This window comes from Caulobacter sp. 17J80-11, assembly GCF_014349105.1.
In the GTDB taxonomy this organism is placed as follows: Bacteria; Pseudomonadota; Alphaproteobacteria; order Caulobacterales; family Caulobacteraceae; genus 17J80-11.
In genome coordinates this window covers 1-14,085 of record NZ_JACSJI010000010.1, presented here as the reverse complement: position 1 = coordinate 14,085, position 14,085 = coordinate 1, and the positions used below count along the sequence as shown (strand labels likewise).

16 protein-coding genes are annotated in these 14,085 nt (G+C 71.5%); 14 read left to right on the top strand and 2 right to left on the bottom strand.

Features of this window, described 5'->3' with window-relative positions; translation table 11 throughout:
- Positions 1-154 precede the first annotated feature (154 nt).
- The 4 genes from H8B08_RS11605 to H8B08_RS11590 are packed head-to-tail and all read left to right on the top strand — an operon-like array spanning position 155 to position 3,234.
- Positions 155-1,216: a peptidyl-prolyl cis-trans isomerase gene (locus tag H8B08_RS11605; protein ID WP_187450364.1), complete on the top strand. Its 1,062-nt coding sequence runs from the start codon at positions 155-157 to the stop codon at positions 1,214-1,216.
- A complete protein-coding gene (argJ, locus tag H8B08_RS11600) occupies positions 1,213-2,640 on the top strand; it encodes a bifunctional glutamate N-acetyltransferase/amino-acid acetyltransferase ArgJ (protein ID WP_187450363.1) in 1,428 nt (475 codons plus the stop codon). Before H8B08_RS11605 ends, argJ begins: the two co-directional genes overlap by 4 nt.
- Positions 2,637-3,041: an 8-oxo-dGTP diphosphatase MutT gene (gene mutT, locus H8B08_RS11595; protein ID WP_187450362.1), complete on the top strand. Its 405-nt coding sequence runs from the start codon at positions 2,637-2,639 to the stop codon at positions 3,039-3,041. Before argJ ends, mutT begins: the two co-directional genes overlap by 4 nt.
- Positions 3,042-3,051: 10 nt before the next feature.
- A complete protein-coding gene (locus H8B08_RS11590) occupies positions 3,052-3,234 on the top strand; it encodes a Flp family type IVb pilin (protein WP_187450361.1) in 183 nt (60 codons plus the stop codon).
- 36 nt (positions 3,235-3,270) lie between these two features.
- Here the strand turns inward: H8B08_RS11590 and H8B08_RS11585 are convergent, their stop codons facing one another.
- Positions 3,271-4,182, bottom strand: a complete 912-nt coding sequence (locus tag H8B08_RS11585; RefSeq protein ID WP_187450360.1) for a methyltransferase domain-containing protein — start codon at positions 4,180-4,182, stop codon at positions 3,271-3,273.
- A 10-nt stretch (positions 4,183-4,192) separates the two neighbouring features.
- On the opposite strand from H8B08_RS11585, the gene H8B08_RS11580 reads away from it, so the two are divergent.
- From H8B08_RS11580 to H8B08_RS11550, 7 genes are read left to right on the top strand one after another with little or no spacing between them, the layout of a single operon-like run.
- Positions 4,193-4,975, top strand: coding sequence for a ComF family protein (locus H8B08_RS11580; RefSeq protein ID WP_255500798.1), 783 nt, complete (start codon positions 4,193-4,195; stop codon positions 4,973-4,975).
- 34 nt (positions 4,976-5,009) lie between these two features.
- Positions 5,010-5,264: a glutaredoxin 3 gene (gene grxC / locus H8B08_RS11575; RefSeq protein WP_187450358.1), complete on the top strand. Its 255-nt coding sequence runs from the start codon at positions 5,010-5,012 to the stop codon at positions 5,262-5,264.
- Positions 5,265-5,318: 54 nt separating this feature from the next.
- Complete coding sequence (locus H8B08_RS11570) at positions 5,319-6,155, top strand: carbon-nitrogen hydrolase family protein (RefSeq protein WP_187450357.1); 837 nt, start codon at positions 5,319-5,321, stop codon at positions 6,153-6,155.
- Complete coding sequence (locus H8B08_RS11565) at positions 6,152-6,592, top strand: DUF1178 family protein (RefSeq protein WP_187450356.1); 441 nt, start codon at positions 6,152-6,154, stop codon at positions 6,590-6,592. The genes H8B08_RS11570 and H8B08_RS11565 overlap by 4 nt, the downstream gene beginning before the upstream one ends.
- A complete protein-coding gene (locus tag H8B08_RS11560) occupies positions 6,592-7,107 on the top strand; it encodes a GNAT family N-acetyltransferase (protein WP_255500797.1) in 516 nt (171 codons plus the stop codon). Before H8B08_RS11565 ends, H8B08_RS11560 begins: the two co-directional genes overlap by 1 nt.
- 3 nt (positions 7,108-7,110) lie before the next feature.
- The gene (locus H8B08_RS11555; RefSeq protein ID WP_187450355.1) at positions 7,111-8,079 is read left to right on the top strand and encodes a quinone oxidoreductase; all 969 of its coding nucleotides are present in this window, start codon (positions 7,111-7,113) and stop codon (positions 8,077-8,079) included.
- Positions 8,079-8,486 carry a hypothetical protein gene (locus H8B08_RS11550; RefSeq protein WP_187450354.1) on the top strand — a complete coding sequence of 136 codons (408 nt, stop codon included), beginning with the start codon at positions 8,079-8,081 and terminating at the stop codon, positions 8,484-8,486. Before H8B08_RS11555 ends, H8B08_RS11550 begins: the two co-directional genes overlap by 1 nt.
- On the opposite strand, the gene ubiG is transcribed toward H8B08_RS11550, so the two are convergent.
- Positions 8,483-9,247: a bifunctional 2-polyprenyl-6-hydroxyphenol methylase/3-demethylubiquinol 3-O-methyltransferase UbiG gene (ubiG, locus tag H8B08_RS11545; RefSeq protein WP_187450353.1), complete on the bottom strand. Its 765-nt coding sequence runs from the start codon at positions 9,245-9,247 to the stop codon at positions 8,483-8,485. The genes H8B08_RS11550 and ubiG overlap by 4 nt on opposite strands.
- Before the next feature lie 106 nt (positions 9,248-9,353).
- Between ubiG and H8B08_RS11540 the strand changes: the two genes are divergently transcribed.
- The 3 genes from H8B08_RS11540 to H8B08_RS11530 form a co-directional block, all read left to right on the top strand.
- On the top strand, positions 9,354-10,604 hold the full coding sequence (locus tag H8B08_RS11540; RefSeq protein ID WP_187450352.1) for an aspartate kinase: 1,251 nt from the start codon (positions 9,354-9,356) through the stop codon (positions 10,602-10,604).
- 42 nt (positions 10,605-10,646) lie between these two features.
- Complete coding sequence (gene ptsP, locus H8B08_RS11535) at positions 10,647-12,911, top strand: phosphoenolpyruvate--protein phosphotransferase (RefSeq protein WP_187450351.1); 2,265 nt, start codon at positions 10,647-10,649, stop codon at positions 12,909-12,911.
- Positions 12,912-13,044: 133 nt separating this feature from the next.
- A partial coding sequence (locus H8B08_RS11530; protein ID WP_187450350.1) for a RodZ family helix-turn-helix domain-containing protein occupies positions 13,045-14,085 on the top strand: 1,041 nt, incomplete at its 3' end.

Below are 14,085 nucleotides of genomic sequence, written 5' to 3'. Positions count from 1 at the left end.
ACGTCGACGAGACAGTGAAGTCTCGAGACGCGCGGCGGGGCCCGCGGAGCGTCGAAAACTCCTCGACTAACGCGCGCGCGAGACTTAAGCAGCGCCCTAAGTCCTGTCAACGCGACGGGTTTTTGCTAAAGGACTTCTTCGGGGGAAGACGCCCATGAGCCTCGATCGCGCCCGCACCGGCCTAGCGGTTCTCAGCCTCGCCTTCGCCCTGGCGCTCGCCGCCTGCGGCGACCGCGGGGCCACGGAACATCCGCCCGAAGCCGGCGACGTCGCCGCCGCCCGGGTCGAGGGCCAGACCATCTGGGCCTCCGACGTGAAGCGCGAAGCCGTCGCCCAGGGCCTGATCGGCGAAGGCGAGCCGCTCGACACCACCTCCGACCTGTTCCGCCGCGTGCTGGACGAGGTGATCGATCAGAAGCTGCTGGCCCGCGAGGCCGAGCGCCGGGGGCTGGACGACAGCCCGGTCGCCCAGCGCCGCCTGGCCGCCGCGCGCGAGCGCATCCTCGGCGACATGCTGGTCGAGAACACGGTCGACGCCGCCATCAACGAGAACGCCGTGCGCGCCCTCTACGAGGAGCAGCGCCGCCTGGCCAAGCAGTCGGAGGAGATCCGCGCCCGCCTGATCCTGCTGAAGAGCCAGGCCGAGGCGGAGGCCGTGGGCAACCTGCTGGCCAACGGCGCCTCGTTCGAGGCCCTGGCCATGGAGCGCTCGATCGACCAGGCGACCCGCTTCAACGGCGGCGACCTGGGCTATTTCACCACCGACGTCATGCCCGACGCCTACGCCGTGGCGCTGAAGACGGCCAAGGCCGGCGAGACGGTCGGGCCGTTCCAGACCGACGGCGGCTGGGCCATCCTGCGGGTCGAGGACCGCCGCCAGGAAGAGCCGCTGTCGATCGAGGACGCGCGGCCGCAGATCCTGCGCTTCCTGACCTACGACGAAGTCCGCCAGCTGCTCGAAAAGCTGCGCGGCGGCGCCAAGGTGCAGGTGCTGATCAAGGGCGACCCGCTGTCCGTGCCGGGCGCGCCGCGCGAACCGGCCTCGGCCCCGCGCGCCGCCGCCGCTCCGGCCGCCGCCGCGCCCCAGACCGCGCCCCAGACCGCGCCCCAGACCGGGCCGGCCGCCCCCGCCACGACCGCCCCGGCCGCCAAGGCCGCTACCGCCGGCGTCACGCCGGCTCCCGCCAAAGTTCCCGCCAAGGAGGCGGCCCGTTGAGTAGAGTTCCCTCGTCTAAGAAGCCTGGCGCCACCCCGGTCGACCTGGTCGGCCAGACCCTCGAGAAGGCCATCGACCCGTTGAAGGCCGCCTGGAAGAGCGCGGCCCTTAAACGAGCGGACCGCGACACGCGCCAGTTCGAGACCGAGCCCGCCCCGGCGGCGCCGGCCGCGGCGCCCGGCAAGCCCGGCCTGCAGGTGTCGCCGCTGGCCGTGCCGTTCCCGGTCATCCCGCCGATCGCCGGCGTGGAGATCGCGACCGGCCGGGCCGGTTTCTACAAGCACGAGCGCGAAGACCTGGTGGTCTTCCACTTCCCCGAGGGCGCGTCCTGCGCCGGCGTGTTCACCCGTCACACGGTGGGCTCGGCCCCGGTCGACTGGTGCAAGCGCCAGCTGGAAGCCACCGGCGGCGACGGCGTGCGCGCCCTGGTGGTCAACGCCGGCTGCGCCAACGCCTTCACCGGCAAGCCGGGGGCCGACGCCGCCCGCCGCACCGCTTCTGCGGTGGCCAAGCGCTTCGACTGCCGCCAGCGCGACGTCATGCTCGCCTCGACCGGCGTGATCGGCGTGGTGCTGGACGACGGCAAGATCGCCGCCCGACTGCCGGAGGTCGAAGGCCGTCTGAGCGCCGACGCCTGGGCCGCCGCCGGCCGGGCGATCATGACCACCGACACCTTCCCGAAGGGGGCCTACGCCACCGCCGAGATCGACGGCCACGTCGTGCGCATCGCCGGGATCGCCAAGGGCTCGGGCATGATCGCGCCGGACATGGCGACCATGCTGGCCTTCATCGCCACCGACGCCAACCTGTCGCCGGCGGTGCTGCGCACCCTGCTGGGCGTCAACGTCCGCACCACCTTCAACAGCGTCACGGTCGACGGCGACACCTCGACCAACGACACCTGCCTGATGTTCGCCACCGGCGCTTCGGGCGCGCCGCGCATCTCGCGCGCCGGCGACCGCCGCCTGGCCGACTTCCGCGAGAAGCTGGAGGCGGTGATGCTCGACCTCGCCTGGCAGCTGGTCCGCGACGGCGAGGGCGCGACCAAGTTCGTCAAGGTGACGGTCACCGGCGCCCAGTCGCCGCACTCGGCCCGCCGCATCGCCAAGTCGATCTGCGAAAGCCCGCTGGTGAAGACCGCCTTCGCCGGCGAGGACGCCAACTGGGGCCGCATCGTCATGGCCGTCGGCAAGACCGAGGAGCCGATCGACCGCGACCACCTGTCGGTGAAGTTCGGCGACCTGGTCGCCGCCCATGAGGGCGCGGTTTCGCCGACCTACGACGAGGCGAAGATGAGCGCCTACATGAAGCGGCCCGAGCTGGAAGTCTCGGTCGACGTCGGCGTCGGCCGCGGCGCCGCCACCGTGTGGACCTGCGACCTGACCAAGCGCTACGTCGAGATCAACGGGGACTACCGGTCGTGACCAAGCCCATGGTGCTGGTCGCGGCGGCCGCCCTGGTGGACGTCGACGGCCGCGTGCTGATCGGCCAGCGGCCCGAGGGCAAGCAGCTGGCGGGCACGTGGGAATTCCCCGGCGGCAAGGTCGAACCGGGTGAAACTCCGGAGAAAGCGTTAATACGCGAACTCGAAGAGGAGCTTGGGATTCAGGTCAAAGAAGCCTGTCTCGCGCCCTTCGTTTTTAGCTCTTTTTCTTACGAAACGTTTCACCTTCTGATGCCACTTTGGCTGTGCCGTCGATGGGAGGGCGTGGTCCAGGCCCGGTGGCACTCAGCGCTCGCCTGGGTGAAGCCGAACCGCCTGACCGACTACCCCATGCCCCCGGCCGACGAGCCGTTGGTCGCGTATCTGCGCGACTTTCTCTGAGGGGGCGATCATGGCGCGAGTGCGTGTGCTGAAGCGGTTCCTGAAGAACGAGCGCGGGGCGACGGCCATCGAGTACGGCCTGATCCTGGGCCTGATGTTCCTCGCCATCCTCGGCGCTGTGCAGCTGTTCACCACCCGCGCGGTCGACATCTTCCAGTCGGCCAGCGACGCCATCGTGGCCGCCATCAAGTAGAGCGCGACGGCCGCCGAATCCGGCGTCCACTTTCGGCTATCGCGCCCGGTCGCCGGCCTTGTGCTCCACCGCGTGCAGGGCGTCGGCCAGGCGCACCTTGGCCGAGCCCGGCTTCAAAGGCTTCTGCTGGCTTTCGTGCGGCGCCCAGCCCGTCGCCGTGACGATTTCGAAGGTCGCGGGCACGCGCCCGTCGGCCTCGGCGAACCGTTCGATATAGATCTCGCACGCGCGCGCGAGGACGGCGCGGCTCAGCGGCCGCTTAGGCCGGTCGAGCAGCACGTTGGCCTCGCCCATGGCCCGCAGGTCGGCCAGCAGTTTCAGCGGATGCGAATAGCGCACCGTCACCCGGTCCACGTCGCTCACCGGTAGGGCGAAGCCCGCGCGCTGCAACAGGCCCGCGGCGTCGAAGGCGTCGGCGAACGGAGACACCCGCGGGCCCGCGCCGCCGGTCACTTCGTCTTCCGCCTGGAGAAGCGCCTGGCGAAGCTCGGTCAGGGTCAGGCCGCCGAAGAAGGCGCCCATGAACAGGCCGTCCGGCTTCAGCGCCCGGCGGATCTGCACCAGGGCGCCGGGCAGGTCGTTGGTCCAGTGCAGGGCGAGCGTCGAGACCACCAGGTCCAGGCTCTCCGGCGCGAACGGCAGGCGCTCCTCGTCGACGACCACGCGCGGGCCGGGCCGGTTCGCCAGCATGGCGGCCGACAGGTCGGCCTCGATCAGCGCCCCGACCCGCTCGCGCGCCGGGCTGTCGGCCAGAAGGCGCGCGAAGGTTCCGTCGCGCGCGCCGAGGTCGACGGCCAGCGGGAAGCTGCGCATTATGGCTTCCAGGCGTTCGACCGCGTCGGTCGCGGCCCGCACCTTGAGGAAGTCGGCGTCGGCGTAAGCGCGCGCGGCCCGGTCGAGGCGGCGGCGATGCAGGGTACGATCGAAGAGGAGGGGCGGGCCGGACATGGTTTCGAACTTGAGACGCCGCGAACATGGGGCGCTTCTCGATTTCGTCAAACCCGGCGCGCGCGTGCGCGAGGCCGTCCGCCGCTGCGTCGACGCGCTTTTTCCGCCCCAGGCCTTCGACGGCGGCCGGTTTCCGCAGGTCGCCGGCCTCTCGGCCGAGGCCTGGTCGAAGGTGGTCTTCCTCGACGCGCCGGTCTGCGACGGCTGTGGGATCCCGTTCGAATATGACCTGGGCGCGCGCTGCGCCGGCTGCCAGGCGCGGCCCTTCGCCTTCGCTCGCGCCCGTGCCGCCTGCCTCTACGACGAGCACTCGCGCGACCTGATCCTGCAGTTCAAGCATGGCGACCGCACCGAGCTCGCCGGCCTGTTCGCCGCCTGGCTCGGCCGCTCGGCCGCAGACCTGGTGGCCGACGCCGACGCGATCGTGCCGGTGCCGCTGCACCCCTTGCGCCTGCTCAAGCGCCGCTACAACCAGGCGGCCGAGATCGCCCGGCCGCTGGCGAAGCGGGCCGGGCTGGAATACCTGCCCGACGTGCTGGTTCGCGGCCGTCGAACCGACAGCCAGGGCGGCAAGTCCGGCTCGGGGCGCCGCCGCAACGTGGCCGGCGCTTTCGACGTTCCGCCCGCCGGCGCGAAGCGGGTGAAGGGCCGGCGCGTTCTATTGATCGACGACGTCATGACCACCGGCGCGACCGCCGAGGCCTGCGCCAGAGCCTTGCTGAAGGCCGGCGCGCGGGCGGTGGACCTAGGCGTCGTGTCGCGGGTGCGCGAGCGCGGCGACGTTTCTATATGACCGTGAGCTTTCGGTGGCCTGAGCGGAGTTTTTCGTGCCCCCTGTCGTGATCTACACCAAGCCGTCCTGCCCGTATTGCGTCCGCGCCCAGGCCCTGCTTCAGCGCAAAGGCGTCGCCTACGAGGAGATCGTGGCCTCCGTCGATCCGGAGATGCGTGAAGAGATGATCCGCCGGTCGGGCCGCATGACCTATCCGCAGATCTTCATCGGCGAGCAGCACGTGGGCGGTTGCGACGACCTGCACGAGTTGGAGCGCCGCGGCGAACTGGACCGCCTGCTCGCCGCTTGACGCCTGGACGTCGGTCGGGCTCAAGCTCGACCGACCTTTGCAGACCGTAAGTCCATGGCCGAAACCCTCGACGTCGCCCTCGTCCAGCTCAACACCCCCGCCGACCACGCCAGCGCGTGGGCGCAGGTCGAGCCGCTGGTGCGCGAGGCCGCGGCCGGCGGGGCGAAGCTGGTGCTGACGCCCGAGGGGACCAACATCCTCGAGCAGCGCCGCGACCGCCGTCTGGCCGTGATCCAGGACCAGGACGCCGACCCGGTGGTCAACGGCCTCCGCGCTCTGGCCGCCGAGCTCGGGATCTGGCTGCTGATCGGCTCGGCCATCGTGAAGACCGGCGATCCGGCCGATCCGCGCGCCGCCAACCGTTCGATCCTGGTCGGGCCGGACGGGACGGTGAAGGCGACCTACGACAAGCTGCACGTCTTCGACGTCGACCTGCCGACCGGCGAGCGCCACCGCGAGTCCGAAAGCATCCGCCCCGGCGCGCAGGCGACGGTGGCCGAGACGCCCTGGGGCGGGCTGGGGCTGAGCATCTGCTACGACGTGCGCTTCCCGCACCTGTACCGGGCGCTGGCCCGGGCCGGCGCGTCGATGATCGCCGTGCCGGCCGCCTTCACCCGCCCGACCGGCGAGGCCCACTGGGAGGTGATGCTGCGCGCCCGCGCCATCGAGACCGGCGCCTTCGTGCTGGCCCCCGCCCAGGGCGGCGAACACGAGGACGGGCGCAAGACCTGGGGCCGCAGCGTGGTGATCTCGCCGTGGGGCGAGGTGCTGGCCCGGGCCGAGGGCGACGCGCCGGGCGTGCTGCGCGCGACGCTGGATTTCAGTCTCGTGGACAAGGCGCGCCGGGCCATCCCGCAGCTGACCCACGATCGGGAGTTTGTCGGTCCGTGATCCGTTACGCGCTCCTCTGCGAGCACGACCACGATTTCGAGGCCTGGTTCGCCTCGTCGGGGGACTTCGACGACCAGGCCGCCCGCGGGCTGGTGGAGTGCCCGTTCTGCGCCTCGCGCCAGGTGCGCAAGGCGATCATGGCTCCGGCCGTCTCGGGCACCAAGAAGACCGCCTTCAAGGCCGAGCGCGCCGCCCAGATCCAGACCCTGGTCATGGAGGCCATGGGCAAGGTGCGCCAGCATGTCGAGGCTAATTTCGACTATGTCGGCGACGCCTTCGCCCGCGAGGCGCTGGCCATCAAGGACGGCGTGGCCGAGGACCGCGGCATCTACGGCGAGGCCACGCCCAAGGAGGTCGCCGAGCTGGCCGAGGCCGGCGTCAACGTCGCGCCCCTGCCGCCGGCCGCCGCGCCCGTTCCCAAGGCCAAGGTGAACTGATGACCACCGCGCCGGACTGGCGGCGCATGACCGAGGCCGACCTCGACGCGGTCGTCGAGGTGGCGCGGGTGTCGTTTCCCGACCATCCCGAGGACCGCGAGGTGTTCGCCGAACGCCTTGGCCTGTATCCGGACGGCTGTCTTGCCCTCGGCGAGCCGGCCCAGGGCTATCTGGTCGCCTATCCGTGGCGGGCGGACCAGATCCCCCCGCTGAACACCCGCCTCGGCGCGATCCCGGCCGACGCCGACCTGATCTACCTGCACGACCTGGCCCTGGCGCCGGAGGCCCGCGGCGGCGGTCGCGCGGCGCGCGCGGTCGTGCGCCTGCTGCATGAAGTCGCCGCTGCGCGCTGGCCCGCCGTCGCCCTGGTCGCCGTCAACGAAGCCGCCCCGTTCTGGCGCAAGCTCGGTTTCCAGGAGCGCGAGACCCCGGCGATCCGTGACAAGCTGAAGAGCTACGGTCCAGACGCCCGCTACATGGTGCGCCGGCTGCAGCGCCTGCCCGAGGAGGACTGATCGATGAAGGCCGTCCAGATCCAGCGTACCGGCGGACCCGAGGTGCTCCAGGTCGTCGACCTGCCGGTCCCGACGCCCGGGCCGGGCGAGATCCTGGTCCGCCAGGAGGCGGTCGGGCTGAACTACATCGACACCTATCACCGCAGCGGTCTCTATCCTGTGCAGCTGCCGCTCGTGCTGGGCGGCGAGGGCGCGGGCGTGGTCGAGGCGGCGGGCGAGGGCGTGACCCGCTTCCGACCCGGCGACCGGGTCGGCTACGCCGGCGGCTTCGGGGCCTACGCCGAGTATCGCGTGGTGGCCGAGGGGCGGGCGGTGCGCCTGCCCGACGACGTCTCCGCCAGGACCGCCGCGGCCGTCCTGCTGAAGGGCATGACCGCCGAGTTCCTGCTGCGCCGCTGCGCGCCCGTGGCGGCCGGAGACGCCGTGCTGGTCCACGCCGCGGCCGGCGGGGTCGGCTCGATCCTGGTGCAGTGGGCCCACGCCCTGGGCGCGACGGTGATCGGTTCGGTCGGCTCGTCCGCCAAGGCCGCGCAGGCGCAGGCCGACGGCTGCGCCTACGTGATCCTGCACAAGGTGGAGGACGTCGCCGCGCGCGTGCGCGAGATCACCGGCGGCGCCGGCGTGCGGGTGGTCTACGACGGGGTCGGCAAGGCCACCTTCGAGGCGTCGCTGGCCAGCCTGGGCCGGCGCGGCGTGCTGGTCGCTTTCGGCAACGCCTCGGGCCCGGTCCCGCCGGTCGACGCCCTGGCCTTGATGCGCGCTGGATCGGTCTACTTCACCCGCCCGACCCTGTTCGACTACATCGCCACGACCGAGGAGCTCGACGCCAGCGCCGCGGCGGTGTTCGACGTCGTGCGCTCCGGGGCGGTCAAGGTGCGGATCGGGGCGGAGCGCCCCCTGGTCGAGGCCGAGGCGGCCCACCGCGCGCTGGAGGCTTCGGAGACCTCCGGCTCGACCCTGCTGATCCCGTGATGACCGACGCCGACCGCGCCCTGGTCGCCGCCTTCGAATGCGGCGAGCTGGACCCGGCGGGCTTCAGCCACGCCGACCACGTCCGGGTCGCCTGGGCCCTGCTCGGTCCCATGGGCCGGCCGTTCCACGAAGCGTACCTGGCGATGCGGGCCGGGCTGCAGGCGCTGGTCGCCAGGGCCGGCCGTCCCGAGCGCTACAACGAGACCGTCACCCTGGCCTTCCTCGCCCTGGTGCACGAGGAGCTGGCGCGCACGGTCGCGCCAGCGGACACGTTCGAGGCGTTCTATGCTGGCGCGGAAGGCCGCCTCGACCGCGGCGCCCTGGCCGCGCTCTATCCCGACGGCGCGCTGTCGAGCGGGGCGGCGCGCGCGGGTCTGGTCCTGCCGACGCTCGGCCGGGCGGATTAGGCGCCCGGCTTGGTCGCCACCATCATGTAGTTCACCGCCGTGTCGTTGGACTCCGACCACTTGTCGGCCAGCGGGTTGTAGGCCACGCCGTAGGGGCCGCTGACCTCCACGCCCGCGCCGGCGAGAAACTCGCGCACTTCCTCAGGCTTCAGGAATTTCTTCCAGTCGTGGGTGCCGCGCGGCAGCCAGCGCAGCACGTACTCCGCCCCGACCACGGCCAGAGCCATGGCCTTCGCGGTGCGGTTCAGGGTGGCGACGATCATCATGCCGCCCGGGGCGATCAGGCCGGCGGTCTCGCGCAGATAGCCGCGCGGGTCGGCGGTGTGCTCGACCACCTCCATGTTCAGCACCACGTCGAACGGGCCGGCGCCCTCGGCCGCCAGCTGCTCGGCCGTGGCGCAGCGGTAGTCGATGTCCAGGCCCTGCTGCTCGGCGTGCGCCTTGGCCGTGCCGATGTTGCGGGCCGAGGCGTCCACCGCGGTGACCTCGAAGCCCATGCGCCGCATGGGTTCGGACAGCAGGCCGCCGCCGCAGCCGATGTCGAGCAGCTTCAAGCCCTTGAACGGTTCGCGCGTCCTCGGATCACGCCCGAAGCGGGCGCAGGCGCGGTCGCGGATGAAGCCCAGCCGCACCGGATTGAACTTGTGCAGCGGCGCGAACGCGCCCTTGGCGTCCCACCATTTCGCCGCCAGCGCCGAGAAGCGGGCGACCTCTTCCGGGTCGACGCTGAAGCCCTGGGCCTGTTCGGTGCTATCGCGCATTGCGGCTCCTTCGCGCCGCCGCTAGAAGCGGTCGCGATTTTCCGTGTCCGACATGACGGCGCAGGCGCGTCCTGACAAGTCCGGACACGTGCGGGGGTTTTGTTCAATGACGCGGTTGGTGATGAAGTTCGGGGGCACGTCGATGGCCGACCTCGAACGCATCCGTCGCGCCGCCCGCATCGTCGCCGCCGAGGCGGCCATGGGCAAGAAGGTCGCCGTGGTGGTCTCGGCCATGGCCGGCAAGACCAACGAGCTGGTCGCCTGGACCGACGGCGCGGGCGCCGCCGCCTCGGGCCTGCCGATGTCCGACGACGAATACGACGTGGTGGTCGGCTCGGGCGAGCAGGTCACCGCCGGCCTGCTGGCCATGACGCTGCGCAACATGGGCCTGAACGCGCGCTCGTGGATGGGCTGGCAGGTGCCGATCGTCACCGACGACGCCCACGGCAAGGCCCGCATCGAGGACATTCCGCCCGAGAAGCTGGGCGCGGCGGTCGACGCCGGCGAGATCGCCGTCATCCCGGGGTTCCAGGGCGTCACCCGCGACGGCAAGATCACCACGCTCGGCCGCGGCGGCTCGGACACCTCCGCGGTGGCGGTGGCGGCGGCGCTGCAGGCGTCGCGCTGCGACATCTACACCGACGTCGACGGCGTCTACACGACCGACCCGCGCATCGAGGCCAAGGCCCGGCGGCTGGAGAAGATCTCCTACGAGGAGATGCTGGAGATGGCCTCGCTCGGGGCCAAGGTGCTGCAGACCCGCTCGGTCGAGCTCGCCATGGCCCACAAGGTGCCGGTGCGCGTGCTGTCGTCCTTCGCCGAGCCGGGCGCGGCGGACAATTCGGGCACCCTGGTGTGCGACGAGGAAGAGATCGTGGAAAAGCGGATCGTGAGCGGCGTGGCCTACAGCCGTGACGAGGCCAAGGTGACCCTGCTGGGCCTGCCAGACCAGACCGGCGTGCCGGCGACCATCTTCACCAAGCTGGCCGACGCCAACGTCAACGTGGACATGATCGTCCAGTCGCAGGCGCGCACCGCCGACACCACCAACATGATCTTCACCGTGGGCCGCCGCGACGCCGCCCGCGCCGTCGAGATCATGAAGGCCAACCAGGCCGAGATCGGCTTCGAGGAGGTCCGCGCCGACGAGGACGTGGCCAAGATCTCCGTGGTCGGCGTGGGCATGCGCTCCCACGCCGGCGTCGCCCAGGCCATGTTCAAGGCCCTGGCCGACAAGGGCATCAAGATCCAGGCGATCTCGACGTCCGAGATCAAGATCAGCGTGCTGATCGACGCGGCCTACACGGAATTGGCGGTTCGCGCGCTTCACGCCGCTTACGGACTGGAACAGGTCTAGGAAAACCGCTTAGGTTTCCAGACGCGAGGAGGGCGTCCCACGATGATGAAGGGAGGGCTGGCGGCGAGAGGACCGAGAAGCCTCCTTCGTCAGATCAGGGAAGTGATGGCGGGCGGCGGGCCCGCCCAGCAGCGTCTCGACCGGACTGTTTCCATCATCGCCCGGTCCATGGTGGCCGAGGTGTGCTCGATCTATCTGCGCCGGGCCTCCGGCGAGATGGAGCTGTTCGCCACCGAGGGCCTGAACCCCGACGCCGTCCACAAGACCCGGCTGCGCCCCGGCGAGGGCCTGGTCGGCGAGGTCGCCCGTTCGGCCACGCCGCTGAACCTGTCCGACGCGCCCACCCATCCGAGCTTCTCCTACCGCCCGGAAACCGGCGAAGACCCGTTCCATTCCTTCCTGGGCGTGCCGCTGCTGCGTGGCGGCCGCACCATCGGCGTGCTGATCGTCCAGAACCGCGCCGCGCGGGTCTACGACCAGGACGAGGTCGAGGACCTCGAGACCATCGCCATGGTGGTGGCCGAGATGGTCGCCTCCGGCGAGCTCGTCGGCATCGCCGAGCTGAAGGACGTCGAGCTCGCCCCGCACCGGCCCGAGCGGCTGCGGGGGCACAAGCTGGCCGACGGCCTGGCCATGGGCCGGGTGGTGCTGCACGAGGCCCCGGTCGCGCCCGAGCGCCTGCTGGCCGACGACACCGTGGCCGAGGAAGGCCGCCTCAAGCAGGCGCTGGCCGCCATGCGCTCGCACATCGACGAGATGCTGGAAGGCCAGCACGGCCTGGCCGGCCCCTCCTACGAGGTGCTCGAGACCTACCGCATGTTCGCCGAGGACCGCGGCTGGAACCGCAGCCTCGAGGACGCCGTGCGCTCCGGCCTGACCTCGGAGGCGGCGGTCGAGCGGGTGCGCAACGAGCACCGCGCCCGTTTCGCCCAGGCCCGCGACCCCTATCTGCGCGAGCGCCTGCACGACCTGGAGGACCTGGCCAACCGCCTGCTGCGGGTCCTGGCCGGCGAAACCCCCGGCCAGCGCGAGCTGCCCGACGACATGATCCTGGTCGCCCGCAACCTCGGGCCGGCCGACCTTCTGGAATACCCGCGCGAGAAGCTGCGCGGCCTGCTGCTGGAAGAGGGCTCCGCCGCCAGCCACGCGGCCATCGTCGCCCGCGCCCTGCAGATCCCCTGCGTGGGCCGCCTGTCGGGCCTGCGCGACCGGCTTTCGCAGGGCGACCCGGTGCTGGTCGACGGCGAGACCGCCGAGGCCTACCTGCGCCCGCGCGCCGACATGGTCGAGGCCTTCACCGCCCGCATGGCCGTGCGCGCCCAGCGCCGGGCCGAATTCGAACGGCTGAAGGACACGCCGGCCGTCACCCAGGACGGCGCGCGCGTCACCCTCTTGATGAACGCGGGCCTGGCCGTCGACCTGGAGAACCTGGACGCCACCGGCGCGGAGGGCATCGGCCTGTTCCGCACCGAGTTCCAGTTCATGGTCTCCGACGAGCTGCCCCGGCTGAACGCCCAGACCGCGCTCTACGAGAAGGTGCTGGACGCCGCCGGCGGCAAGCCGGTCACCTTCCGCACCCTGGATCTCGGCGGCGACAAGGTTCTGCCCTACCTGGAGACCGAGCGGGAGGAGAACCCGGCGCTGGGCCGCCGGGCCGTGCGCATGGGCCTGGACCGTCCCGCCCTGCTGCGCCTGCAGCTGCGCGCCCTGCTGGCCGCCGCCCACGGGCGCGAGCTGCGCGTCATGTTCCCGCTGGTGGCCACGGTCGACGAATTCCGCGCCGCTCAGGAGCTGGTCGAGGTCGAGTGCGAGTGGGCGCGCCGCCGCGGCCGGCCGCTGCCGGCCCTGCTGCGCGTCGGGGCCATGATCGAGGCCCCCTCGCTGCTCTGGCACCTCGACGCCCTGCTGCCGCTGACCGATTTCGTCTCGATCGGCACGAACGACCTGATTCAGTACATGTTCGCCGCCGACCGCACGAACCCGCTTGTGTCAGATCGGTACGACCCGCTGTCGCCGCCGGCCCTGCGCGCTCTCGCCGCAATCCAGAAGGCGGCGTCCGAAACCGGCACGCCGGTGTCGGTCTGCGGCGAGCTGGCGGGCCGTCCGCTGGAGGCCTTCGTCCTTGTGGCGCTTGGCTTTACGCGGCTTTCGATGCCGCCGGCCGGCATCGGCCCGGTGAAGCGGATGATCCTGTCCTGCGACCGCGAGGCCGCTCGCCGGGGCGTCACGAATCTTCTAGCGAGTTCGTCAGGATCGGTTCGAACCGAGATCGAGTCCCTGGTCCGAAAATTGAATGTGGCCGTCTGAAGAATCACTAACGAAACGTTGATTTTAACAGACGGCTATGGTTTATCCACAGAGCCTGTTTATGAAAGCGCCTACGGGTGAGGGAGACCGTCCCACGGACGGTGCTCGTGGCGCCGAGGGGGGACCGGAAGCGATGACTCCGCTGGATTCCGGATCGGTGACCGAGACCTATCACTCGCCGGCCTGGGATTCGTTCGAACCTGTGTCGCTGACCGAAGCCGCCTCCCTGGGCGAGGGCCTCAAGCAAGCCCGCGAAGCCTCCGGACGTTCGCTGCAGCAGCTGGCGGAAGCCACCCGCGTGCGCCGCGAATATCTGTCCGCGCTGGAGCAGGGCGCCTACGACCAGCTGCCCTCGCGGCCGTTCGTGGTCGGCTACGTGCGCTCCTACGCCAAGGCGCTCGGCCTCGACGAAGAGACCGCGGCCGACCTCTACAAGAAGGAATCCCCGGACTACACGACGCCGCTGCAGGCGCCGGTCGGTTCGGAGCTGGACGACGTCAAGAAACGCTCGCCCGCCCTGTTCGCCGTGGCCGGCGTGGTGATCTGCGCCGTCGTCGCCTGGAACGTGGTCCAGCGCGCCGTCAACGCCCAGCACGCCTCGCCCTCCGCCCTTAGCGACACGCCGGAAGGCTGGTCGCTCGGCGCCGTGCCCGGCGGCCGCATGACCATCGGCGCGCCGCGTCCGGCCCCGGCCGACCAGACCGTGCCGGTCGCCTACGTCACCCCGGGCCTGGAGAACGAGCTGGCCGAAGCCGGCGCCGACGCCGCCGCCCAGGCCGCGGCCCTGACCGCCGCCCCGACCGTCCCGGTGCGCGCCGCCTTCAACCCGAAGGGCGCGGTCTACGGCGTCGCGCCGCAGTCCTCGAGCGTGATCCTGCAGGCCCGCAAGGCGGCGACCCTGGTCGTCTCCGGGGCCGACGGCACCATCTATTTCGCCCGCCAGCTGGCCGCCGGCGAGGCCTATCGCGCCCCGCGCGGCCTGGCCGCCTCGGTCGACGTCTCCGACCCGCTGGTGTTCGACGTGTTCCTGAACGGCGAGTCCTACGGCACGCTGGAGACGCTGAAGACCGCCCTGTCCAGCCTGAACGGCAAGGCCTCGGACCTGGCGGCCCAGTCGGCCGCCCGCGCCCAGGCCGAGGCGGAAGCCGCCGCCCGGGCCCAGGCCGCCCAGGCC

What these genes read in the sequence shown, in the direction of transcription:
- H8B08_RS11585 (WP_187450360.1), bottom strand. Translation starts at nt 4,182, where the DNA reads ATGTCCGGCCCGCCCCTCCTCTTCGATCGTACCCTGCATCGCCGCCGC.
- H8B08_RS11590 (WP_187450361.1), top strand. Translation starts at nt 3,052, where the DNA reads ATGGCGCGAGTGCGTGTGCTGAAGCGGTTCCTGAAGAACGAGCGCGGG.
- H8B08_RS11555 (WP_187450355.1), top strand. Translation starts at nt 7,111, where the DNA reads ATGAAGGCCGTCCAGATCCAGCGTACCGGCGGACCCGAGGTGCTCCAG.
- ptsP (WP_187450351.1), top strand. Translation starts at nt 10,647, where the DNA reads ATGATGAAGGGAGGGCTGGCGGCGAGAGGACCGAGAAGCCTCCTTCGT.
- H8B08_RS11540 (WP_187450352.1), top strand. Translation starts at nt 9,354, where the DNA reads ATGACGCGGTTGGTGATGAAGTTCGGGGGCACGTCGATGGCCGACCTC.
- H8B08_RS11570 (WP_187450357.1), top strand. Translation starts at nt 5,319, where the DNA reads ATGGCCGAAACCCTCGACGTCGCCCTCGTCCAGCTCAACACCCCCGCC.
- H8B08_RS11605 (WP_187450364.1), top strand. Translation starts at nt 155, where the DNA reads ATGAGCCTCGATCGCGCCCGCACCGGCCTAGCGGTTCTCAGCCTCGCC.
- H8B08_RS11550 (WP_187450354.1), top strand. Translation starts at nt 8,079, where the DNA reads ATGACCGACGCCGACCGCGCCCTGGTCGCCGCCTTCGAATGCGGCGAG.
- H8B08_RS11560 (WP_255500797.1), top strand. Translation starts at nt 6,592, where the DNA reads ATGACCACCGCGCCGGACTGGCGGCGCATGACCGAGGCCGACCTCGAC.
- ubiG (WP_187450353.1), bottom strand. Translation starts at nt 9,247, where the DNA reads ATGCGCGATAGCACCGAACAGGCCCAGGGCTTCAGCGTCGACCCGGAA.